Raw genomic sequence first — 21951 nt, forward strand, 5'->3', positions numbered from 1 at the left:
CGTCCACCACTCCGTGGCCTACCATGCACTGGCGTCGAGACTGATGGTGCACATGGTTGTTGCCACTGCTGTCTCAGACTGGGAATGTCACGTCGGTGAGCTGTTCGGAGACCGCCCACAGGCGCTGCTGGGCGGCCGCGTCGTGGGACTTGGTGCTGGAGCCAACGATCTGTGGGTATCCGCGGGTTCCGCCCATGCCCTTCGGTCCGTAGTACTGGCCGCCGAGGACGGTGGGGTCGGTGGCGGCGCGCAGGGTGGGTAGCGCGCCCATGGCGGCCGACTGCGCGAACAAAGGCATGAGCGCGGTCATGATGGCGCGTAGCGGGCCGGGCAGGCTGCGGCCGAGGTCGGTTTGCGCGTTGCCGGGGTGCGCCGCGACGGCGATGGTGTTGCTGCCGTGTTCGGTGAGGCGGCGCTGTAGTTCGTAGGTGAACATGAGGTTGGCGAGCTTGGACTGCCCGTAGGCGGCGACCCGGTCGTAGGAGCGGTCGAACTGCAGGTCGTCGAAGTGGATGTCGGCCCGGATGCGGTGGCCGTAGCTGCTGACGGTCACCACGCGGGAGCCGGGCACGGGGAGCAGCCGGTCGAGCAGGAGCCCGGTGAACGCGTAGTGCCCGAGGTGGTTGACGCCGAACTGCATGTCGAAGCCGTCGCGGGTCTTCTGGCGGGGCGTGTACATGAGTCCGGCGTTGTTGACGAGCAGGTCGATCGCCGGATACGTGGCGCGCAGCTCGTCGGCCGCAGTCCGTACTGACTCCAGCGAGCCCAGGTCGAGGGGCTGGACGGCGAGCTCGGCGCCGGGTGTGTGGTCGGCGATGCGTGCGGCGACCTGCTTGCCCTTGTCGACGTCGCGTACCGCGAGGACCACGGTCGCGCCGCGTTCGGCGAGGATCCGCGCGGCCTCCCGGCCGATGCCGCTGTTGCCGCCGGTGACGACGGCGACCCGGCCGTCCTGGCGGGGGATCTGGTGTTCGGTCCACGGGGTGTTCATGACTGCCTCCGGCAATGTCGGAGCAGGGGCGTCGAGAAGCCGACGGTTCGGGGTCCCTGCATCACTCCCGCTACCATACGCCAAACATGCCACCGAGTGCCACAAACGCTGCCGGGTGCTAGGGTTGCGGTTATGGAGCAGCGCCCCCCGGTACCCGTGCGCGAACGTGCCCGCCGTGCCATGCGCGCCGAGCTGGCGATGCTCGCGCAGGACCTGTTCGCCGCCAAGGGCTACGAACAGACCACGATCGAGGACCTGGTCGCGGCCGCAGGCATCTCGAAGCGAACGTTCTTCCGCTACTTCGCGTCGAAGGAAGACCTCGTGCTCGGCAAGTACGACGTGTGGGCGGAACGGCTCATCCAGGCGTTCACCGCCCGCCCCGCCGACGAGCCGGTGTGGGAGTCGCTGCGGCGGGCCTTCGACGTCGTCGTCGGCTACTTCGACGACGAAACCCAGCTCTCCCGCACCCTGGCGATGGAGAAGGTCATCCAGGGCAACCCCGCACTGAGCGCAGGCGAGATGGAACGCATCTCACGGGCCCAGAACGAACTCGCTGAACTGCTCGGTCAGCGCACCGGCCAACGGCCACCCGCCGACCCGCGCCCCGCCGCCATCGCCGGCGCCGCACTGGCCTGCCTCATCGCCGCCAAGAACGCGTGGATCACCACCGACCGGACCACGCCGTTCCGCGAAGTCCTGGACCAGACCATGGCCGCCCTCAAACCCGCGTAAGCGCACCCCAATCCACCGGGAACGGGAATCATCCAAGCGCCGTGGAGGGTTCTTCGAGGCCACGTGCACTCTCGTGCCGCAGACAACGCGCGTCCGGCTTGCCGTGCTCGTCACCTCCCGTACGCGGCGCGCCGGTTCTGCGGTCGGCAGATCCGCCGCATTCGGCGGTGGGGCCCAAACTCGCGAAACATCGAGATCAGTGAGATCCCGACGATGCCCCGGACTCGGCGACATCTGGCGCCGGAACTTACGTACGACACCACAACCGAACGCGTATGCGGGGTCGCTGGGCATGAGCCGCCTTTCTCCAGCCGCCCAGAATCGATCAGCGTCCTGCCAGCGGCTCGTGCGTCGACGCAGGCAGCCGCATGTGCCGACTATGGGTGCACCGTAGGCGCAGGTTCCTGAGAATTCGATGAATCCGATTCGAGCGGCAGCCGTATCCGTATGCCCGCGCCATTGCTGCGGTCGTCGACGGCCAGGGTACCGCCGTGGGCGGCGACCAGCTCGTGGGCGATCGGCAGTCCGAGGCCGGCGCCACCGGCCGTCCGGGAACGGCTGTCGTCCAGACGGACGAACCGGTCGAAGATCCGGGCACGGTCGGCTGCGGCGATCGGGTCGCCGTCGTTGGAGACCAGGATTTCGGCCTGTCCACGGTCGACGTGCAGGCTGACGGTGACCCTGTCGCGGGCGTGCCGCGTGGCGTTGTCGACGAGGTTGCGCAGGGCCCGCCGCAACGCGTCGGAGTCGCCACGGACCCGGACCGGGCTGACCTCGCCATCCACCCGAAGACGCGGGTGCTGCAGCGCGATCCGCTCGTGTTCGGCATACACGAGGTCGTCAAGGTCGACGTCCTCGTGACGCAGCCGCAGGCCGTGATCGTCCGCGCGGGCGAGCAGCAGCAGATCCTCGACGAGGCGGGCCATGCGGGTGGATTCCTCGTGGATGCGGTGCACCGGGCGCGCGGCGGGCCCCGCCGAGTCGGTGGCCTCGAGCAGCTCGACATTGGCCCGGATGGTGGCCAGTGGACTGCGCAGCTCGTGGCTCGCGTCCGCGACGAACCGACGTTGCGCCGCGGAGGCGGCCTCGATGCGGTCGAGCATGGTGTTCATCGTCTGGGCGAGTGCGGCGACCTCGTCGTCGGCCGCCGGGACCGGCAGCCGTGTGTGCAGGTTCCGGGACGTGATGGTGGCGGCTTGGCGGCGCATCGCCTCCACCGGTTGCAGGGTGCGCCCCACGAAGAAGAACGTCGCCGCTCCGACCACCACCGCGAGCACCGGGAACCCGACGAGCAACGCCGCGATGACCGCCTCGGTGCCGTCGTCGACGGTGTCCAGGGACTCCCCGACCAGCACGGTCCGCCTGCCCGCCACGGTGTCGACGCCGGCCGCCACGATACGGAACGGGTCGTCGTGCGCCTCGGCCAGCCGCCGGCTCTCGGCGCGGCGCTGACCAGCGGCCGGACGCAACGGCGAGATCGCGGGCACCCCGGCGATCGCGTCCGAGGCGGCGACGACCCGCCCGCTCTCATCCAGCACCTGCACGATCGTGCGCTGGCGCGGGCCCGGGCGTAGCACCGCCGCGAGCGCGTTCGGGTCGGTGCCGCGCACGGCGGCAGCGACCTGCCCGGTGCGGTCCTGGGCGGCCGTGTTGACGTTATCCAGAAGGATCTGCCGGGTGATCGCCAGCAGTGCGCCGCCGGAGAGCGCCGAGGCGACCGCGACCACCGCCGCGGCGGCCAGCGCCGAGCGCATCCGCACCCCGAAGCGCGGCCTTCTGCCGGCCAGCTGTCGCAGGCCCATCCCGGACCCCTCCTCCCGTCGTCGGCGACACCCTAAGTCTGGCGAGCTGAGCGTGGGCTGAAGGTAACCGATCGGACGGGATGCCGGCCTTCCATCGGTGTTCGTCCGCTCTTGGTATCGCGTTCAGGGTTTTCTCAGCCAGCGCCCGTCAGCCTTGCGGCATGACAGCCGACACGGTGCCCGCGAGCACGACAGAGGTCGCCGAGCCCGGCGACGAATCCGCGTGCGGCCGGCCACGGATCATGATCATGTCGGCGAGCATCGGTGCCGGACACGACGGGGCGGCTGACGTGATCAGCCGGCGGCTGGACGCACTCGGCTTCGCGATCGACCGGTGCGACTTCCTCGACCTGCTGCCGCCGCGCTGGGGGACGCGGCTGCGCGACGGCTACGCGACGCAGCTGCGCTACGTCCCCGCGACGTGGGGTTGGCTGCTGCGAACCGTGGCCGGCCAGCGCTGCGCTCAGGGCGCGGCGGCGCTGTCGTACGGTGCGGCATCCGGCCGGATGCGCACCGCCGTGCACCCTGCGACGGCCGCCGTGGTATCCACCTACCCGTTGGCCAGCCAAGTTCTCGGACGGCTGCGGCGCACCGGCCAGCTGGCCGCGCCCGTTGCCGCGGTCATGACCGATCCATCCGTGCACCCCCTGTGTGTGGCCGAGGGAGTCGACGTACACCTCGCCGCCAGCCGTCACGCCACCGCGGCCGTCACGGCTCTGGGCGGCGCGGCGGCAACAACCAGCCCGATCGTCAACGCCGCCTTCCGGCCGAGCCACCACCGCGGCGAAGCGGCGGCGGCACGGCAGCAGTTCGGCCTTCCGCCGCACACGCCGCTGGCCGTCGTGGTCGCAGGCTCGTGGGGCGTCGGTGACATCGACGGCACCGTACGCGACATCGCCGCCACCGGAACCATGCTTCCCGTGGTGATCTGCGGCCATAACGACGCGCTGCGCCGCCGTCTCGCCGCAACCGGACACACGCTGGCGCTGGGCTGGGTCGACGACATGCCAACGCTGCTGCGCACCGCCGACGTCGTCGTGCACAACGCGGGCGCGCTGTCCAGCCTGGAGGCGATGGCCAGCGGCGTACCCGTGATCAGCTACCGGTGCCTGCCCGGCCACGGCGTCGCCAACGCGGCCGTACTCGACGAACTCGGCCTCTCGCTGTGGCCCCGCAATCCCCGCGACCTCGCGGGCGCGCTGGCCGCCGCCGCGCACAGCGAGCTGCGCGCGCGTCAGCACCAGGCATACCTGCAGCTGTGCGCGGCACCGGACGCCGCGCTCATCGTCGCCGGCCTCGCCGGTCGCCCGACGCTCGATCGCGCGAGCACGGCGGTGTACGCATGAGTCGCCTCCGGCGCGCGGGTACGGCAGCCGCGGTGGCAGCGTCGGCGCTGCTGGCCGTGCAGGCCGCGCCCGCGGTCGCGGCGGTCGGCCCGCTGCGCCGCACGCTGTGGCCCGGGCTCGCCGGACGCGGACGCCCGGGCCACGTGGCGCTGACCTTCGACGACGGCCCACACCCGGAAGCCACGCCGCAGGTGCTGCGGATTCTGGAGAACGCCGGCGTCCGGGCGACGTTCTTCCTCCTGGGCCGGATGGTGCGCGAACATCCCCGGGTCGCACGGGCCATCGTCGCCGCCGGCCATGAGGTCGCCGTGCACGGTTACGAACACCGGCTGCTGTTGCGCCGCAGTCCGGCCGCAACCCGCGCCGATCTCACCCGGGCAGCGGAGGTGATCACCGAGGTCACCGGTACCACCCCGCGCTGGTGGCGGCCGCCCTACGGGGTGGCCACCTCCGCCGCGCTCCGCACGGCCCGGCAGCTCGGATTGACACCGGTTCTATGGACCCACTGGGGGCGCGACTGGACCCGGAAGGCCACCCCGCACTCGATCGCCCGCAGCGTGCTGTGGCGGCCGGTCGACGGCGGCACCGTCCTGCTGCACGACAGCGACCACGCCGCCGTCCCTCGATGCTGGGAGGCCACCGTGGCCGCACTGCCAGGACTTCTCGTCGCCTGTCACGCCCGCGGCCTCGATGTCGGACCGCTGCGCGACCATGGCATCGCGACGGCGGTGGCAAGGATCGGGTAGGACCGGACGCGCTGATCTCGAGCCGCGAAGGCTACCGGGTAGCAGATCGTCGAACGCTGCTGTCAGCCGCTTGGTGTGGGCAAGCCGAACCCGTGGCGGCCGCCGGTTTCAGCGTCTCTTCAGGTCTGAGCGCCTAGCGTGCGCAAGGTGGACCGTCGCGACGCCCTCCGGGCAGCCACCGCTCTCGCCGCCGGCTCGATTCTGTCCGGCTGCTCCGGGCCGTCCCGGCCCCTGGCCGGCCACACCGCAGCCTCGTCGCCACCGCCGCCCGTGCCGCGGGTGACGACCACCGCCGGGTCGCCGACTACGGCACGCGAGATCAGCCACGGACCCAGGGACAGCCATAAGGTGGCATTGACCTTCCACGGCCAGGGCGACCCCGTGCTGGCCGGGCGCCTGCTCGACGAACTGGCCCGGGGTGGGGCCCGTGTCACCGTCCTCGCGGTCGGTACCTGGCTGGGCACCCAGCACGACCTCGCCCACCGCATCCTCGCCGACGGCCACGAACTCGGAAACCACACCCAGCACCACGCGAACATCTCCACGATGACCGCAGCCCGGGCATACGCCGAGATCCACGACTGCGCCCAAATGCTGAGCGCGGTGACTGGCACCATCGGGCGGTGGTTCCGTCCCTCCCAGACCCGCCACGCGACCACCATGATCCGGACTCAGGCCGCCGCGGCAGGCTACTCCACCTGCCTGTCCTACGACGTCGACTCCCTCGACTACACCGACCCGGCACCAGCCGCCATCGTCCGCACCACCCTCCGGGCAGTACAAGGCGGTTCCATCGTCAGCCTCCACCTCGGCCACCAAGCCACCATCACCGCCATGCCAGCGCTGCTGGACGGCCTGCACCGACGGGGACTGGCCCCGGTCACCATGAGTGAGCTGATGACATGACCTCCCGTCGCCCCCAGCTTGCCGTCCTGGCCCTACTCACGATGGCCTGCGCCGGCTGCCAGCCATCCGCAGCCGAACCGCCGGTCAGCCAGATCCGCCCGCGCGTAGGCACGCCCGCAACGTACCCACCGACACGACCGGGACGGTCCTTGCCGGGAATGCCGGCCCCCCTGGACCCCCACGACGTTTACGCCGCGGACCGGCCCGGCCAACTGTCGCCGCAAGTGCGCCATGACCGCCAGCTCGTCTACGTGCCGAACTTCGCCAGCAACACCGTGTCGATCATCGACCCGCACACCTACCAGGTCACCCGCACGGTCCCAGTCGGCCGCGGACCTCAGCACGTCGTCCCCTCGTGGGACCTGAGAACACTCTGGGTCAACAACAACACCGGCGACTCGCTGACCCCGATCAACCCCCGCACCGGCACCTTCGGCCGCCCGGTACCGGTCGACGACCCGTACAACCTCTACTTCACCCCCGACGGCAGGTACGCCATCGTGATGGCCGAGGCCCACCACAACATCGTGTTCCGCGACCCGCACACCATGGCCGTCACACACGTCCTGCCGGTGGACTGCGGCGGCGTCAACCACGCCGACTTCTCCCCCGACGGCCGCTACTTCATCGTCACCTGCGAATTCTCCGGCGACCTGCTCAAGATCGACACCTCGGGGCAGCGGATCATCGCCCGAATGCACCTGCCCGGCGAGCACCCCATGCCACAGGACATCAAGATCGCCCCGGACGGGCGTACCTGGTACGTCGCCGACATGCAGGCCAGCGGCGTATGGCTGCTCGACGGCGACAGCTTCACCACCCCCGCCTTCCTGCCAACCGGCGACGGCGCGCACGGGCTCTACCCCAGCCGCGACTCGCGGTACCTGTATGTCACCAACCGCGGAGCCGGCACCATCTCCGTCGTCTCGTTCGCGACCCGCACGGCCGAACACACCTGGCGGATCCCCGGACACGCGAGCCCCGACATGGGCGGACTGTCCCCCGACGGGACGATCCTGTGGCTGTCCGGCCGCTACCACCATGAGGTGTACGCGATCCGCACCACCGACGGCCACCTGCTCGCCCGCATCAGGGTCGGCGCCGAACCGCACGGACTCTGCGTTTGGCCCCAACCCGGCCGCTACTCCCTCGGCCACACCGGCATCCTGCGATGACGAACCCGGCGCTGCGACGCACATCCACCCCTGCCTTACGGCGTGGCCCGCACCCCACGACCCCACCATCAAGGACACCTGGACGACAGCACACGGCACACCTCTGCACTTTGCGCCCGAGCTGCCGAAATACACGGAAGATCGGTGGCTATCCGGCCGAGCGCCGCACCACCGAAACGGCTGACTTCGGTGGTCCGGCAGGACACGCCGCAGCGCTGCACAGCACGGAACCGAGGAATTGCTACTACTTATGTGAGTAGTATTTGGCGCGGCCCGCCCTGCACCGCAGGCGGCGCTGACCTCGCCGGCGACGGCGTCCCTTCTCTCTGGAGCGTGCGTATGGCGTCCACCATTGCTGCCCGCAGGGCACGATCGATGGCGAACAAGGTGCCGACGGTCACCGCAATCTTCTGGGTCATCAAGATCCTCTCGACCACGGTCGGGGAGACCTTCGCCGACTACCTCGCGGTCAACGTCGGTCTGGGCCCAGCAGTCACCGACACCCTGGTCTTCGCCGTCCTGGCCATCGCCCTGGTGGCGCAATGGAGAACACGCCAGTACACGCCCTGGACCTACTGGCTGTGCGTCGTGCTGGTGAGCATCTCGGGAACACAGATCACCGACTTCCTCACCGACACCCTCGGGGTGAGCCTGTACGCCAGCACAGCGCTGTTCGCGGTGATCCTGGCCGTGGTGTTCGTCGTCTGGTACCGCCAGGAGATGACCCTGTCGATCACCGCCATCAACACGCCCCGCCGGGAGGCGTTCTACTGGGCGGCCATCCTCACCACCTTCGCGCTGGGTACCGCAGCCGGCGACCTCGCAACGGAAGCGCTGAACCTGGGCTTCCGCAACGGTTCCCTGATCTTCGGCGGCGCCTTCCTCGTCACCCTCGCGCTCTGGCGGGTGCAGGCATGGCAGGTGCTGGCGTTCTGGGCCGCGTACATCCTGACCCGGCCCATGGGCGCCTCGATCGGTGACCTGCTCACCCAGGACCGCACGCTCGGGGGTCTCGGCCTCGGCGCCAACCGAACCAGCTTCTTGTTCTTCGCCATCATCGTCGCCCTCGTCGCCCGCGAACAGGTGGTTTCGAGCCGGGCACGGCGGGCCGGCGCGGACCCCGTGGCCGGCAAGGGACGTCCGGGCCTCGGCCGGCGTTCCGACCTGGTGTGGGCCGCAGCCGGCATGGCCGCCGTGGTCGGATTCGCCAGCTGGCTGTCGATCGGAGTCCCCGAGGGAACACCCGCCGCTGCCAGCACGGTCGCCGGCACCGCCGGATCCACGACCACTGCGCATGGTCCGGCCGCTGCACAGGGTGCGAAAGCGCGACACGTCGTGTCCGCAAAGCTCGGTGACCTGACGTCGTTCGCCGTCATCGTCGACGACGTGAACACGAAGACCGTCAACGGTGACCTCGGCGGCGCGAAGAAGCGGATCAAAGACCTTGAGGTGGCGTGGGATGCCGCGGAGGCGGGCCTCAAGCCACGCTCACCCAAGGACTGGCACGCACTGGACGACGCGATCGATGGCGCCCTGACGGCGCTGCGCGCGGACAGCCCGAATCAAGCCGACTGTACGGCCGCGATGCGGGCTCTCGAATCAGCCCTGAACCAGCCACAGAACTGAGGGAGACGGCAGCGACGTGGCCGCCGGTCGTGGTGCCGCCTACTCGAGGGGGTGGGCGGCGCCCGCCCGACACCGGTATGGACCCCGGCACCGTTTCCCCGCATCCTCCCGGTCCGTCGATCATCGCCGTCCGGGCGCTCGTGCCGGCCCGAGGCCGAGGGCTCTCGAGACCGATGTCGGCATCATGCCCACATAAGCGGGGCGCTCGTCACCGGGATGGGGCGGGACTCGTCGGGAGCATCACCGCGGACGGGTCGGCGCCGTGATGCAGTCGTGCCGTGTGTGCGCCCGCCTCAGCAGGGTCGCTCACGACCACGGGCACCTCGGCTCGGTCGAGGCGGTCGTCCAGCTGGTCCGCCGTAGCCGAGGACCCCACGAACGTGATCGCGGTCAACACAAGCAGAGCAGCGCCCAGCAGACGCCGCGGTCGCGGCGCCGGCGCCAACATCGCTGCAGCACGCCGCGCGATCTGGCCGTCGGTGGCCGGGAGGACAACCCGGGTGCCGCCGAGGGCACGATCGGCGGGAGTCCGCCGCGCGGCCGCCTTCGCCAGGGCCGCCCGGGCCAGCGAGACAGCGACGAGGCGACGGCTTCCCACTTCGCCAGCCGCAGCCTCGTCCGCAGCCCGCTCGACCGCGTACCGAACCGCGCGGGCGGTGGGGCGCAGCACGGGGTTCGCCGCGGCAACAAGCCGGGTCAGCTGGGTCCACAGATGATGACGGTCCGACAGATGCGCACCCTCATGAGCCAGAACGGCGCGACACTCGTCATCGTCGAGCGTGTGCAGCAGGCCCGTGGTCACCACGATGCGGCCCGCGGTTCCCGGCAGGCCACCAATGGCGTAGGCGTCCGGCACCGCATCGGTCACCACCACGACCCCGCCGACGCCCGGAGTCAGCCGGCGGCACACACCTGCGGCCCGGGCCAGCTCGCCGAGGACGCGCACGGCCACCAGCGAACCGGAACCGAACAACGCCACAGCGCACACCCCAGCTGCCGCCTCGACGGCCACCGGCACCGGCGGCCGATCACCCACGCGATGCGCGGACCAGCTCCCGAGATGCGCCACCTCGGGCACCTGCGCCAGCAACAGGAAGCCCAGCGCCGCCAGCACGATTCCCGTGCCCACCGTCACGACGACCATCGCGGCCGGCAGCGACCGCACGGCGGCCCGCGGCGGGAGCGAACGGGCGATCCACGGCCCGAACAGGCCGAGCGCGAGATTGGCCATCAGTGGTGACCACGCCAACCATGCCATCGTCAGCCTCCCGCCCCGGTGGGCCCCCCGGCGCCATCCCCTCGGGTGCCGCTAGAACGCCGACGGGCATCGTCGCGGCCCGACCCGCGCGCACGTTTGCCACCCGTACCCGGGTTGGTGTCGCCGCCGGACCTGAGATCCGCGAGCAGCTCGCTGAGTAGCCGCTCATCCTCCGGGCCGAGGTCGGCGACGAAGTGCGCCAACACACCAGCGTGATCGTCGCCCGCCATCAGCAGCCGGTGCATACGCGTCGCGACCGCGATCGCCTGCGCCGGGCGGGGGTCCGGCGCCGCACTGTACGCATATGCCCGTCCCGCCACCTCCCGGACAGTCAGCCCTTTCTCGAACATCCGCGCAAGCGTCGTCATGACCGTGGTGTAGGCGAGATCCTCGCCGAGGCTGTCGAGCACCTCGCCAGGAGTCAGGGGCCGACGCGCCGATGTCAGGCAGCCCAGGATCTCGCGCTCCAGAGCGCCGCGTGGCCGACGACCGCCCCCACCGCGCCCCGCGCCGGGCGCCGGCGGCTTCGACCCTGCCATCCCCACCCCCATCGTTCCTCGGCTACTACAGCCAACAATCGTACGACGCATGCTCGTGTTGAGGTCCTCGACCGACCGGGCATGCGCGGGCGGGGATACCCAACAGCTACCCGGGTGGTTGACCCCGTCAGCCGCGCCTTTACGTCCGCCGAGACTTCCGCTCGGCAACCAGCCGGCGGGCCGCGCGGCGGCACTTCCCCCGCGGGCGAAGTTCCTCGGCTCGCCGTTCGCCGACGACAGTCGGCAGACATCATCTGGCGCACTCACCGACGCAGGTGCGTCTGCGCCGTCGATTTCGGGCGTGGCCGCGCGCCTCCCACCTCATCGCTCGGGTGGTGCGTCATGGTGCCCGGGGCATGAACGCCGTGTTGGTGCTGGTGACGGCGGGAAGGGTGTGTTCGGGACGGTCACACTCACACTGGACCTACAGGATGTAGGAGCAGTATCGGTGCGACACCAGGACAGTCTCCGGCCACGAAATCGGCAACCCACCATCGAATCGAAGGCTTCCCACCACCGGCAACCCGCAGGCACCCGCACGGGACCGGCATGCACACCCCACGACCCCGAATCTCCTTCACGTGACCGGCTGACATGGGCCGGACCAACTCGGGGGAGACATCGTTTTGGGCCGCAAGGTGAACAAGGTCGTGACCATGCTCGGCGCCGTGCTGGCCGGCACCACAGCCGTCATCGGCACCGCGGGCACCGCACAGGCCGCCCCAGCCGCCGCACCGAAGCCGACCAAGCAGTGCGTCACCGACAACAAGCTCGTGCCGTCCTGCGGTGTGCTGTGGGGCGCCGCCGCCGGCGGATTCAGCTCACTGCCCCGCGACCAGGAACTGAAGACCTGGGAGAAGGTGTCCGGCCGCACCTCGACGATCTACCACACCTACCACAAGGGTGACGAGGTGTTCCCCACCCCGGCGGAGATCGCAATGACCCGCGACCCGAAGAACCCGCGGGTGCTGCTGCTCAACTGGCGTGTCGAGTACGGATCCACCTGGGCCAACGTCGCTTCCGGCAAGCTCGACGCCCGGATCGACAAGTTCGCCGCCCACATCAAGGCGACCTACCCGAACCAGAAGTTCTTCCTCGTGCTCAACCACGAGCCCGAGGACGACGTCAACCCCAAGCCCGGCTCCGGGATGACCGCCAAGGATTTCGCCGCCTCCTACCGCCACGTCATCCAGCGCCTGCACGCCCGGGGCATCACCAACGCCATCAACGTCGTCGCCTACATGGGCAACGAGAAGTGGATGGCCCAGTCCTGGTGGAAGGACCTCTACCCCGGCGACGACGTCGTCGACTGGATCGGCCTGGACTCCTACGTCAGTGCCGAGAAGGGCTACTACCACTACGGCAAGTTCAACGACCTGCTCGACCGCAGGGCCAAGAACGGCGGCCAGGGCTGGTACGACTGGGCCACCAGCAAGCACCCCAGCAAGCCCATCATGGTTGCCGAGTGGGGCGCCTACCACCGCGTCGGCAAGGTCACCGACAAGTCCGCCCAGTTCAACAGCGTGCTGCCGGAACTGGCCAAGCGGCCCGCGGTCAAGGCCATCGTCTACTTCGACACCAAGAAGGACGCCTTCGGCGACCGCGACATCAGCATCAACAGCTCGGCCACGAGCCTGGCCGCGTTCCGCAAACTCGCCGCCAACCCACTGTTCAACATCAAAATCGCCTAACGAGAACACACCGGGCACCACCACGATGCCGCCGACCGGAACACCGGCCGGCGGCATTCGCTACCCACGAACGCCGCGCCCCAGCAACCACGACGACCGCCTGGCCCGGCACATCGCCACGCACGGCGCATGAATTTCGCCGGCGTAGCACCCGCCGGCTGCACCACCCCCGCCCCGGCCGTTCAGCATTTCCTCAGGGTCCGAATGATGATCCGTCGGTGAACGACAGCCCGGCCATCCCGGATGCGAACGATGCGCCGGCCGGGTGTCGGCCGTTGACGGAGCGTTCGTGTTGCAGGGTCATGAGCCGCCCGCCGGGCAGCAAGCCGACCGCGCCTGGAACCCGCGCGAGCAGTGGGAGATCTCCCCGCCCGGCGTCCATCCGGCGCTGGTCAACGACACCGACTTCCTGGGCGTTCAGCGAACCACCGCGGTCGCCGCACCGGATGATGGCAACCTCAATCGGTACCGGCTGACCGGGCTGGCCACAGGAGCGCTGATCAGCGCGCATCGTGTGGCACGGCAAACAGGCAGGTCGGCCCAGAGACGAACGGTGACCGCCCCGGCTCCGTGCGAACGACTGGGATGCGGGCGCTATCGAACCGGCACGCTGCCGTTCCTGGTGGCGAGGTGGGCACGGATCCGGCCGGACGCCGTTGGATCCGGGCCGGTGGCCGGTGGCCGGTGGCCGGGCACGATCGTGCCCGGCTAGTCTGCCGGGAACGCGGGAGGATTCGATGAAGGCTGAAACAACCCGGCTGCGGGCCGATGCCCAGCGCAACCGTGACCACATCGTGTCCGTGGCTCGAGTCGTGTTCGCCGAGATCGGCCCGGGTGTGCCGATGGACGAGATCGCCCGGCGGGCCGGGGTCGGCGTCGGCACGCTCTACCGCCGCTTCCCCGACCGGGGGGCGCTGCTGCGCGCCGTGGCCCTGGAGAGCCTCTCGGCCATCCTGTCCGACGCCCACGCCGCGATCGATGAGGAGCCGGCCGCCTGGGACGCCCTCACGCGGATCGTCCGCCGGGCCGTCGACCTACGGTTCAGCACGCACGTGACCATGATGGACGAGCACACGCGGCAGGCCCTCAAAGAGGCACCCGACTTCCGACACACCCGCGCCGCGGTGCTCGACGTGGTCGAGCGCCTGGTCGAGCGGGCCCAGGCCGAGGGCTCGATGCGGTCCGACGTCGGCGCTGGTGACGTGTTCGCGGTGGTGTCGCTCCTGCTCAAACCGCCACCGAGCCGGTCCGCGGAGATGTCCGACCTGCTGATGCGCCGCTGCTTGACCCTCATCCTGGACGGCCTGCACTCCGGTGGGCAGAGCGTGCTTCCCGGCGAGCCGATCAGCATCACCGACCTCCACCTGGATTCCTGAGAGCTCACTGTCAACTCTGGACGATTGTCCGGATTCAGCGCTATTCTCAGCGGAAGCGGAGGGTTTTGTTCCGCTTAGATTCGACTGCGACCGATGGAGGTTCCTCGGTGACCGCTCCTGCCTTGCAGACCACCCGCCGCTGCCCGTACGCGCCCCCGGACGAGCACACCCGCATCCGGGACACCGAATCCGGGATCTCCCAGGTCACCCTGCCCAGTGGCCAGGTCGCCTGGGCGCTGAGCCGACTCGAACACATCCGCGCCATGCTCACCGATCCGCGGTTCAGCTCCGACCGCCAGCACCCGAACTTCCCCCGGTTCACCCGCGAGCAACCCGCCTTCGACCTCATGCGCCCATCGATCATCCAGCTGGACCCGCCCGAGCACGGTCCCGCCCGCAAGGCCGTGGTCGGCGAGTTCACCGTGCGCCGCATGGCCGGCCTGCGCCCGCGCATCCAGCAGATAGTCGACGAGCACATCGACGCCATGCTGGCCGGGTCTCGCCCCGCCGACCTCGTACGAGCCCTCTCTCTGCCGGTGCCGTCCCTCGTCATCTGCGAGCAGCTCGGCGTGCCCTACCGCGACCACGACTTCTTCCAGAGCCACAGCTCGGCCCTGCTGAGCCGCACCGTCACCGCCGAGGAACGGCGGCAAGCGGTCACGGAGCTGCGCGACTATCTCAAAGAGCTGATCGCCGAGAAGGCCGCCGACCCCGCCGACGACCTGCTGGGCCGTCAGCTCGCCCAGGGCAACGATCCCGAGGACGTCCTGTCGCTGGCCTTCCTGCTGCTGATCGCCGGCCACGAGACCACCGCCAACATGATCTCGCTCGGCGTGGTGACGCTGCTGGAGCGCCCGGACGAACTGGCGGCGCTGCGCGAGAACCCAGCGCGTACGCTCCCTGCGATCGAGGAGCTGCTGCGGGTCTACACCATCGCCGAGTTCGCCAACTCCCGCGTCGCCGTCGAGGACGTGGAGATCGGCGGCGTAACCATCCGGGCCGGGGACCCCATCCTGGCACTGAGCAACGCCGCCAACCACGACCCGTCGGCCTTCGACGACGCGGAAGAGATCAAACTCGACCGGGGCGCCCGTAACCACGTCGCCTTCGGCTTCGGCATCCACCAGTGCCTCGGCCAGAACCTGGCTCGCATGGAACTGCAAATCGTCTTCGACACCCTCTTCCGCCGCATCCCGACGCTGCGGCTCGCTACACCCGCCGACACGCTGCCCTACAAGGACGACGCCTTCATCTACGGCATCAACGAGGTACCCGTAACCTGGGAGGACCCGGCATGACCAAGATCATGGCGGACCTCGACCGCTGCGTCGGATCGGGCCAGTGCGTCCTGACCGACCCCGACGCGTTCGACCAAAGCGATGAGGACGGTACGGTCGTCCTCCTCCAGGACACCCCGGCGGACGACGAGGCCTTGAAGCGGGCACGGATCGCCGTCGAAATCTGCCCGAGCCGCGCCCTCTCCCTGACGGAGTAGCCGCCCGCACGCCGCGCGGCCACGGTGACCTCGGTCCGCGCCGCGGTGGCGACCACACCCGATTGAGGTCAGGGAATGTCAGTGACGGCCATGGTCGCGGCCTGGAAATGCGATGCTGCCGGGCCGCCTCGACAAGGAGAGCAGGCGGATCACGGCGGCGGGTCTGGCACGATTCTGCTTCGGACCCGCAATTCCGCAGAATGACCACAGGGATATGCATCTACATACATATCCCTGAGCAGGATGTGGGAACCCCGGCGGATCACTCCGCCGGGGTTCCGCAGATGGAACTCGACGTCTCCGTCAACGCGACCAGGTGCGGGCGGCGCCGTCGGTCAGCGCCAGACTACCGGCTGCTTGGCGCCCGACGTGGCAGTGACGTAACCCGCGATCACCCCGCCGTCGTTCACATCCACCGGTTCGGCACGGTTGCCGTCCAGCTCGGTGAACGCGGTGCCCCTGCGCACCCAACCGATCTGCGCCGAGCCAGAGTGGGCGGTGCCGACGGTGAGGTCGCCGCTGCCGTTCATTCCGGTGGGCTGCGTGGCCCACCCCGACCGCGGCTGACCCAAGCTGCCCATCATCCAGCCAGCATGCGGGCCCGTATCGGCGACGTGCTCCCAAACCGTCGCCCTGCCATCGGCGGTTCCGACAATACGGCGGCCGTCTGTGGTGATCGCGGCCGCTCCCGATTCCACAGTCGACGCCAGTGTCAGCGTCGTCGATGAGGCCCCCTGCGTAACAAAGGCGTGGGGCGTGCAGTTGCACCGGTACCCTTGCGTCACTCCTACCACCACGCCGGCGCCCGAGATGTCAGTGACGTAGCCGGTGCCGGAACTGACTTTGATGTCGATGGCCTTGCCGTTGCGCAGCCGCACCGGCGTCCGCTGGGCGAACATGCCGCCACGCCACCCGGCGATCTCGTCGTCGTCGCCGATCGCCGTCGCCGCCACGCCTTCCTCGCTGGTGAGAAGCGTGACGGTGCCGTCGAGATTCCACCGCACCGGGCGGGACACATGGGCGGTCGACGACGACGCCGCGAGGCCGACGATCACGCCGGAGGCGTTGATTGCCTCGGCCACGGAGTACGGGTACTCGGGGACAGCGCGGAGCTTGCGCATCGTGCCGGTCTCGGCATTCCACACCACTGCCCGCCCATCCACGGCGCCGACGACCGTGCCGGCGTTGTTGATGGCGCTCACTGTTACGTCCGACGAGGTGCCCGGTACGGACAGATGAACCAACCGCGGAGCTGCAGCCGGCGCCTCAGCGGCACCGGCAACGCCGGTCCCGGCGGCGATCACCGCGGCCCCCACCGCAGCTGCCAGCATTGTCCGAACTCGCATTGCAGCGTTCCCTTTCGTTGACTTCGGCCACCGCATCCTTCCGGGCCGCCGGCAATGCCACATCAGCGCTGGCATACACCGTCACGTCGGAAAGATCCGTGCGGCCACGGAAGCCCAAGGAAAGCCGGATTCGATTCAGGTTTTCCGAAGAAAGACAAGTACCAGGCCCCGCCGCGGCAAAGGGTTCGGATCATGTTCGGGAATCGTCAGGGTTACCATCCGGCGCCACTTGCCGCGCCTCCCCCGCCCTACCTGACCCCTCGCGGCAGAGGGTCACCCTCACCCTTCCGATCCCCGCTGACTGCCAGTCCCCTGCGCGTACCCGGGCGGTCTCGGGCAGAAATCGAGCCGATGCGTGGCCGCGATCCCGACACGCTGACGACGTCCTGGGCGACGAACGGGTCTTCGTCGATCTGCTTCTGCATCAAGTGCGCGGGCGACCGCGTGGGCGAGCGCCGCCGGGGTCGCCTCGGTCGAGGCGGGCAGTGGTGCGGACTCGCCGAAGCCGGGGAGGTCGACAGCGATCACGTCGAAGCGTCCGGCCAGCGCACCGACCACCGGATCCCAGACACTGCGTGAGGACCCGAGCGGGTGCAGGAGTACCAGTGTTTGTCCCTGCCCAGTACGCGTGTGGGCAGGTTCGACCATTCGTCAGGCTCCTGCCAGATCGGCCGGGTCGGGGGAGGGTCGGTCGGACCATCCGTCCAGCAATGCGTTGACCGCCTCGCATGCCAGGTCCGACACCGAGACCTCTGGGCCGCGCCGAGTCAGTCGCCTGCCAACCGAACGACATACTTGCCCTGGCCCCGGGCTTCGGCCAGCAGTTGTTGCGCCGCAGGCACCTCGGCCAGCGAGTCGAGAACGGTGACCGGCACGGTGAGCTCGCCCAGCGCGATGAGCTCCAACACACGACGCATCGCCTCGGCGACCCGTTGCGGTGCCCGGGCGGACAGGCTGCCGATGCTGAAACCCGAGATCGTCACGTTCCCGCGCAACAAGTGCCCGGCGGGCGGGAGGGCCGCGGGTTGGCGGCCGGAGGCATTGCCGAACAGCACGATGCGTCCGCCCGGGGCGACGACCGCCAGGTCGGTTGCCAGCAGCTCGGTCCCCTTCGGGTCGAGAATGACATCCACGCCGTCGGATGCCGCCGCCCTGATGTCCTCGGCCAGCGCGTCGTGCTGCGTGAGCACGATGTCGTACCCATGTGCGCGGGCGACGTCAGCCTGCCGGGCGGTGCCGACCACTCCGATGCTCGGGCCGCCGCCCAGGATTGGGATCAGCTGGGCGAGCGCCGCCCCGACACCACCGCTGGCGGAGTACACCAGAACCCGTTCTCCGGTCCGCAGCCGGGCGACATCGTCGAGCAGCAGCCAGGCTGTGGCCGTCGCTGCCGGTGTGCCAGCGGCGACGTGTGCTTGCACGCCGCCGGGCAGGACAACAGTCAAGGCAGCGGGCGCGACGACTACCTCGGCCAGCCCTCCGCGGCCGGGCAGCGCCACGACCGACTGCCCAACCGAAAGGTGCCGCACCCCGGCGCCGAGTTCCCGGACCACTCCACAGACCTCGTGACCAGGAATGTACGGCCAGGCCAGGCCGTACCCGGCGTCGCCGCGACGGGCCATCACGTCGGCGAAGTTGATACCGGCGTAGGCGACCTCGATGCTCACCTCTCCCGGCCCGGGACGCGGCTCATCGATCTCCATGATCGACGTCCGATCGGGGCCGTCCGAGGGCCCGGACATCACTACGGCACGCATTTCCCGGTCCTTTCGACATTCGTCGTATGACCACAACGTACTCAAAATGATCGTGGAACGGAGGTGCGGAATGTCACGGCACACTCGCCGCCGGCCCACTCTTGCGCCCTGGCCCGAAGTCCCCCGACCTCCGGTGTGAACAGTCCACGCGGGAATTGTCGGACCCGGCGCAGCCTTCCGAGTGGCGGTTGCGACCGCCCCGCCCCGAGCCCCGGGTGCCCATGCTGCCGGGCGACGGATCCCAGTCCGGCTATCGCAGCCCGCACCTGGTGGCCACCGCATGCTGCGGGCTCGGGGCCACCCTGTTGTGGCTCGCGCGCCGCGGATAGCGCAGAGAATCGAGTTCACCGAGAAGCGCTTCCTGGCAATCTCGTGAGACAAACCCGTTCGGAAGGCGCTCATGTTTGCCCGGCCCGGGATCATGGCTCGGCCGAGCGGCAAGCTGTCGCTTCAGATCAACTCGATGTCGTCTGAAGTCAATTTTGATGGGTCGTCCTGCTGCAGAATTGCAGCGGAGTGGCGACTCCACTGACGTATTTGTTTGCGGCGCGCCGCCCGAACGAGGCCGTGTACGCGCCAGCGGCTCAGGCCGCCTTGGCAGTGAAAGGGAGACCTCGCCATGACAAGAACCTTCCAGAGACGGCGATGACACCGCCATGCTCCGCGAGCATCGACGCGGTGACCAGGTGACGACGACGCGCCACGCCCTCGACGCTCCGTCGGAGGCCGCCGCTGATCTGATGCCCAGCCTGCTGCACCTGTCGACGACCTTCACCGGACGCTAGAAGCACCACCACACATCCCGCCGCCCCGTCCCACGAAGGATCAGCCATGACCACGACCGCACACACCGGCGGGAACCACACGTCAGCACGAGAGTTCATGTCGCGGCGCGACATCGACTTCCTCCTCCACGAGTGGCTCGACACCGATGCGCTTCTCGCCCGGCCGCGCTTCGCCGCCCACGACCGTGACACCGTCGATGCCGTGCTCGGCCTCGCCGAGCAGGTGGCGGTGCGCGAGTTCGCCCCCCACAACCGCGCAGCCGATCTCACCGAGCCGCGATGGGACGGCCGGCAGGTCGAGGTGATCCCCGAGGTCGGGGCAGCGCTGAAGGTCTTCGCCGAGGCGGGCTTCTTCGGGGCTCCGCTTCCGGAGGAGGTCGGCGGCATGGACCTGCCGCTGTCGGTCTACGGCGCCTGCATGTCCTGGTTCCACGCCGCCAACGCCGGCACTACCGGATACGCGCTGCTCACCGTCGGTGCGGCCAACCTGCTGTGCGCCTACGGCACCGCGGATCAGGTGCGCCGCTACGTCAGGCCCCTGGCCGAGGGACGCTTCTTCGGCACCATGGCGCTCTCGGAACCCCATGCCGGGTCGAACCTCGCCGACCTCACCACGAGGGCGGAGGCGCAGGAGGACGGCACGTATCGCCTCTTCGGACGCAAGATGTGGATCTCTGGCGGCGACCACGAGCTGGCCGAGAACATCGTCCATCTCGTGCTGGCGCGCACCGCCGACGCGCCCGCTGGCACACGGGGCGTCTCACTGTTCCTGGTCCCGAAGCACCTCCTCGACGACGACGGCAACCCCGGGGAACGCAACGACGTCACGCTGGCCGGCATCAACCACAAGATGGGCTTCCGAGGCACCGTCAACACCGCACCCGTCTTCGGAGACGGCGCCTACACGCCGGGCGGGCGGCCGGGCGCAGTCGGCTACCTGATCGGCGAGGAGCACCGCGGCCTCGCGGCGATGTTCGCCATGATGAACGAAGCCCGGATCGGGGTTGGCCTGTGCGCGACCGCCCTGGGCTACGCCGGCTACCTGGAGTCGCTGACCTACGCGCGCGAGCGTCTGCAGGGCCGCCCCGTCGGCGCTCCCCAGACCGGCAGGCAGGTCGCACTGGTCGAGCATCCCGACGTACGCCGCATGCTGCTGGCCCAGAAGGCTTATGCAGAAGGGGCACTCGCGCTCAACCTGTTCGCCTCCCGACTCGTCGACGACGTCGCCTCGCTGGATGGGGAGGAGGCAGCGGAGGCCGCACGCCTGCTCGGCGTCCTCACTCCGGTGGTGAAGAGCTGGCCCGCGCAGTGGTGCCTGGCCGCCAACGACCTCGCGATCCAGGTACTCGGTGGCGCGGGCTACACCCGCGACTTCAACGTCGAGCAACGCTACCGTGACAACCGGCTCAACCCCATCCACGAGGGCACCCATGGCATCCAGGCCATGGACCTCCTCGGCCGCAAAGTGCTGCACGACGGAGGCCTGGGCCTCGGCATCCTACTGGCGCGCATCACCAGGACCGCTGACCGCGCTCGCCTCGTGGACGCCACCGGCGCCGCCTACGCCGAGCAGCTGGTGACAGTCGCCGAACGGCTCGCCACCGTCACCGCGTCCCTCGGCGGGCTCGGCGATCCGGCAGCGATCCTCGCCGACGCAACCGCCTACCTCGAGGCGACCGGACACCTCGTTGTTGCCTGGCTCTGGCTGGAGCAATGGCTTGCCGCCAACGGCCAGACGGGAGCCTTCTACGACGGAAAGCGCGCGGCGACCCACTACTTCTTCACCCGGGAGCTCCCCAAGGTCGCCCCCATGCTCGACCTACTCGCTGCGGCCGACCGGTTCACCCTCGACCTCGACCCCCGCTGCCTCTGAGGCCATCCGCCATGACCCGACCGATGGGGATCGTGCTGCTGCCCGGCCTACTCAGGCCGATGCCGACGCGATCGCGACCTTGACCACAATCGCGTCGATGAACACCGCCGCATAGATCGCGTCCAACGGCCGGCGCGACCAGTCGGTCATCTCCTCGATGACCTTGTCGGTGATGCGGGAGATCGTCTCCTTCGACACCGACGCCCCATAGATCTCGGCAAATGGGGTACTGATCTCGCCGGTCGGTTCGACCTCGACGGCCGCTGCTGGCCCACCGCCGAGTACTTCCAGGCCCAGATGTTTGCCGGCACCCGACATGTACGCCGCTGCGGCTGTTGGCGCCCGTGGACTCCCGTTGCATGAAGGCGGTCCACGGCCATCTCCGTAGGACCCCGCGACCCACGACCGGTCGCGGGCGTCGCGCTCGGGGTTGGTTGTCGCTGGTGCCGCAGCCGACCGTGGCAGGACAAGACCTGGCCGGGGGTGCCGTGGCGGTGCCCGGTCCGT

General features: G+C 69.6%; 19 protein-coding genes and 1 pseudogene. 12 read left to right on the forward strand and 8 right to left on the reverse strand.

Annotated features, from left to right (window positions below; genetic code table 11):
- Nucleotides 1–73: 73 nt before the first annotated feature.
- The gene (locus tag ACMCNN_RS19450; protein ID WP_412741943.1) at nucleotides 74–991 is read right to left on the reverse strand and encodes an SDR family NAD(P)-dependent oxidoreductase; all 918 of its coding nucleotides are present in this window, start codon (nucleotides 989–991) and stop codon (nucleotides 74–76) included.
- A gap of 132 nt (nucleotides 992–1123) precedes the next feature.
- Between ACMCNN_RS19450 and ACMCNN_RS19455 the strand changes: the two genes are divergently transcribed.
- Entirely contained in the window at nucleotides 1124–1723 is a 600-nt protein-coding gene (locus ACMCNN_RS19455) for a TetR family transcriptional regulator (RefSeq protein ID WP_412741944.1), read from the forward strand.
- A 377-nt stretch (nucleotides 1724–2100) separates the two neighbouring features.
- Here the strand turns inward: ACMCNN_RS19455 and ACMCNN_RS19460 are convergent, their stop codons facing one another.
- The gene (locus ACMCNN_RS19460) at nucleotides 2101–3525 is read right to left on the reverse strand and encodes a sensor histidine kinase (RefSeq protein ID WP_412741945.1); all 1425 of its coding nucleotides are present in this window, start codon (nucleotides 3523–3525) and stop codon (nucleotides 2101–2103) included.
- A 161-nt stretch (nucleotides 3526–3686) separates the two neighbouring features.
- Here ACMCNN_RS19460 and ACMCNN_RS19465 point away from each other — a divergent pair, with 161 nt between their 5' ends.
- The 5 genes from ACMCNN_RS19465 to ACMCNN_RS19485 all read left to right on the forward strand — a co-directional run bounded on the left by ACMCNN_RS19465 (nucleotide 3687) and on the right by ACMCNN_RS19485 (nucleotide 9324).
- Nucleotides 3687–4871 (forward strand): glycosyltransferase, encoded by a 1185-nt coding sequence (locus ACMCNN_RS19465; RefSeq protein ID WP_412741946.1) that lies wholly within the window; start codon nucleotides 3687–3689, stop codon nucleotides 4869–4871.
- Nucleotides 4868–5617, forward strand: coding sequence for a polysaccharide deacetylase family protein (locus ACMCNN_RS19470; RefSeq protein WP_412741947.1), 750 nt, complete (start codon nucleotides 4868–4870; stop codon nucleotides 5615–5617). The genes ACMCNN_RS19465 and ACMCNN_RS19470 overlap by 4 nt, the downstream gene beginning before the upstream one ends.
- A gap of 279 nt (nucleotides 5618–5896) precedes the next feature.
- The gene (locus ACMCNN_RS19475; RefSeq protein WP_412747211.1) at nucleotides 5897–6523 is read left to right on the forward strand and encodes a polysaccharide deacetylase family protein; all 627 of its coding nucleotides are present in this window, start codon (nucleotides 5897–5899) and stop codon (nucleotides 6521–6523) included.
- Between the two features lie 224 nt (nucleotides 6524–6747).
- On the forward strand, nucleotides 6748–7698 hold the full coding sequence (locus ACMCNN_RS19480) for a hypothetical protein (RefSeq protein WP_412741948.1): 951 nt from the start codon (nucleotides 6748–6750) through the stop codon (nucleotides 7696–7698).
- A gap of 144 nt (nucleotides 7699–7842) precedes the next feature.
- The gene (locus tag ACMCNN_RS19485; RefSeq protein WP_412741949.1) at nucleotides 7843–9324 is read left to right on the forward strand and encodes a hypothetical protein; all 1482 of its coding nucleotides are present in this window, start codon (nucleotides 7843–7845) and stop codon (nucleotides 9322–9324) included.
- Between the two features lie 208 nt (nucleotides 9325–9532).
- On the opposite strand, the gene ACMCNN_RS19490 is transcribed toward ACMCNN_RS19485, so the two are convergent.
- Entirely contained in the window at nucleotides 9533–10468 is a 936-nt protein-coding gene (locus tag ACMCNN_RS19490) for a M48 family metalloprotease (RefSeq protein WP_412741950.1), read from the reverse strand.
- Between the two features lie 116 nt (nucleotides 10469–10584).
- Nucleotides 10585–11172: a BlaI/MecI/CopY family transcriptional regulator gene (locus ACMCNN_RS19495; RefSeq protein ID WP_412741951.1), complete on the reverse strand. Its 588-nt coding sequence runs from the start codon at nucleotides 11170–11172 to the stop codon at nucleotides 10585–10587.
- Between the two features lie 605 nt (nucleotides 11173–11777).
- Here ACMCNN_RS19495 and ACMCNN_RS19500 point away from each other — a divergent pair.
- From ACMCNN_RS19500 to ACMCNN_RS19520, 5 genes are all read left to right on the forward strand, one after another.
- Nucleotides 11778–12812: a glycoside hydrolase family 26 protein gene (locus tag ACMCNN_RS19500; RefSeq protein WP_412747212.1), complete on the forward strand. Its 1035-nt coding sequence runs from the start codon at nucleotides 11778–11780 to the stop codon at nucleotides 12810–12812.
- A gap of 265 nt (nucleotides 12813–13077) precedes the next feature.
- Nucleotides 13078–13524, forward strand: a complete 447-nt coding sequence (locus ACMCNN_RS19505) for a hypothetical protein (protein WP_412741952.1) — start codon at nucleotides 13078–13080, stop codon at nucleotides 13522–13524.
- Between the two features lie 25 nt (nucleotides 13525–13549).
- Nucleotides 13550–14188, forward strand: a complete 639-nt coding sequence (locus ACMCNN_RS19510) for a TetR/AcrR family transcriptional regulator (RefSeq protein ID WP_412741953.1) — start codon at nucleotides 13550–13552, stop codon at nucleotides 14186–14188.
- Between the two features lie 107 nt (nucleotides 14189–14295).
- Nucleotides 14296–15486 (forward strand): cytochrome P450, encoded by a 1191-nt coding sequence (locus ACMCNN_RS19515; protein ID WP_412741954.1) that lies wholly within the window; start codon nucleotides 14296–14298, stop codon nucleotides 15484–15486.
- Nucleotides 15483–15683: a ferredoxin gene (locus ACMCNN_RS19520; protein WP_412741955.1), complete on the forward strand. Its 201-nt coding sequence runs from the start codon at nucleotides 15483–15485 to the stop codon at nucleotides 15681–15683. Before ACMCNN_RS19515 ends, ACMCNN_RS19520 begins: the two co-directional genes overlap by 4 nt.
- A gap of 335 nt (nucleotides 15684–16018) precedes the next feature.
- Here the strand turns inward: ACMCNN_RS19520 and ACMCNN_RS19525 are convergent, their stop codons facing one another.
- The 3 genes from ACMCNN_RS19525 to ACMCNN_RS19535 all read right to left on the reverse strand — a co-directional run bounded on the left by ACMCNN_RS19525 (nucleotide 16019) and on the right by ACMCNN_RS19535 (nucleotide 18732).
- Nucleotides 16019–16885 (reverse strand): hypothetical protein, encoded by an 867-nt coding sequence (locus tag ACMCNN_RS19525; RefSeq protein WP_412741956.1) that lies wholly within the window; start codon nucleotides 16883–16885, stop codon nucleotides 16019–16021.
- 423 nt (nucleotides 16886–17308) lie between these two features.
- Nucleotides 17309–17677: an alpha/beta fold hydrolase gene (locus ACMCNN_RS19530; protein ID WP_412741957.1), complete on the reverse strand. Its 369-nt coding sequence runs from the start codon at nucleotides 17675–17677 to the stop codon at nucleotides 17309–17311.
- 119 nt (nucleotides 17678–17796) lie between these two features.
- Nucleotides 17797–18732: a quinone oxidoreductase family protein gene (locus tag ACMCNN_RS19535; protein WP_412741958.1), complete on the reverse strand. Its 936-nt coding sequence runs from the start codon at nucleotides 18730–18732 to the stop codon at nucleotides 17797–17799.
- A gap of 885 nt (nucleotides 18733–19617) precedes the next feature.
- Between ACMCNN_RS19535 and ACMCNN_RS19540 the strand changes: the two genes are divergently transcribed.
- Complete coding sequence (locus tag ACMCNN_RS19540) at nucleotides 19618–21444, forward strand: acyl-CoA dehydrogenase (RefSeq protein ID WP_412741959.1); 1827 nt, start codon at nucleotides 19618–19620, stop codon at nucleotides 21442–21444.
- Between the two features lie 75 nt (nucleotides 21445–21519).
- Here the strand turns inward: ACMCNN_RS19540 and ACMCNN_RS19545 are convergent.
- Nucleotides 21520–21687 (reverse strand): annotated as a pseudogene (locus ACMCNN_RS19545) (transposase); the annotation flags it as partial.
- Between the last annotated feature and the right edge of the window lie 264 nt (nucleotides 21688–21951).

The sequence above is a fragment of the Krasilnikovia sp. MM14-A1004 genome (assembly GCF_047159485.1).
GTDB lineage: Bacteria > Actinomycetota > Actinomycetes > Mycobacteriales > Micromonosporaceae > Actinoplanes.

Coding starts and splice junctions, on each gene's coding strand:
- ACMCNN_RS19450 (WP_412741943.1), bottom strand. CDS start 991: ATGAACACCCCGTGGACCGAACACCAGATCCCCCGCCAGGACGGCCGG.
- ACMCNN_RS19455 (WP_412741944.1), top strand. CDS start 1,124: ATGGAGCAGCGCCCCCCGGTACCCGTGCGCGAACGTGCCCGCCGTGCC.
- ACMCNN_RS19460 (WP_412741945.1), bottom strand. CDS start 3,525: ATGGGCCTGCGACAGCTGGCCGGCAGAAGGCCGCGCTTCGGGGTGCGG.
- ACMCNN_RS19465 (WP_412741946.1), top strand. CDS start 3,687: ATGACAGCCGACACGGTGCCCGCGAGCACGACAGAGGTCGCCGAGCCC.
- ACMCNN_RS19470 (WP_412741947.1), top strand. CDS start 4,868: ATGAGTCGCCTCCGGCGCGCGGGTACGGCAGCCGCGGTGGCAGCGTCG.
- ACMCNN_RS19490 (WP_412741950.1), bottom strand. CDS start 10,468: ATGGTCGTCGTGACGGTGGGCACGGGAATCGTGCTGGCGGCGCTGGGC.
- ACMCNN_RS19495 (WP_412741951.1), bottom strand. CDS start 11,172: ATGCGTCGTACGATTGTTGGCTGTAGTAGCCGAGGAACGATGGGGGTG.
- ACMCNN_RS19500 (WP_412747212.1), top strand. CDS start 11,778: ATGCTCGGCGCCGTGCTGGCCGGCACCACAGCCGTCATCGGCACCGCG.
- ACMCNN_RS19510 (WP_412741953.1), top strand. CDS start 13,550: ATGAAGGCTGAAACAACCCGGCTGCGGGCCGATGCCCAGCGCAACCGT.
- ACMCNN_RS19520 (WP_412741955.1), top strand. CDS start 15,483: ATGACCAAGATCATGGCGGACCTCGACCGCTGCGTCGGATCGGGCCAG.
- ACMCNN_RS19530 (WP_412741957.1), bottom strand. CDS start 17,677: ATGGTCGAACCTGCCCACACGCGTACTGGGCAGGGACAAACACTGGTA.
- ACMCNN_RS19535 (WP_412741958.1), bottom strand. CDS start 18,732: ATGGAGATCGATGAGCCGCGTCCCGGGCCGGGAGAGGTGAGCATCGAG.
- ACMCNN_RS19540 (WP_412741959.1), top strand. CDS start 19,618: ATGACCACGACCGCACACACCGGCGGGAACCACACGTCAGCACGAGAG.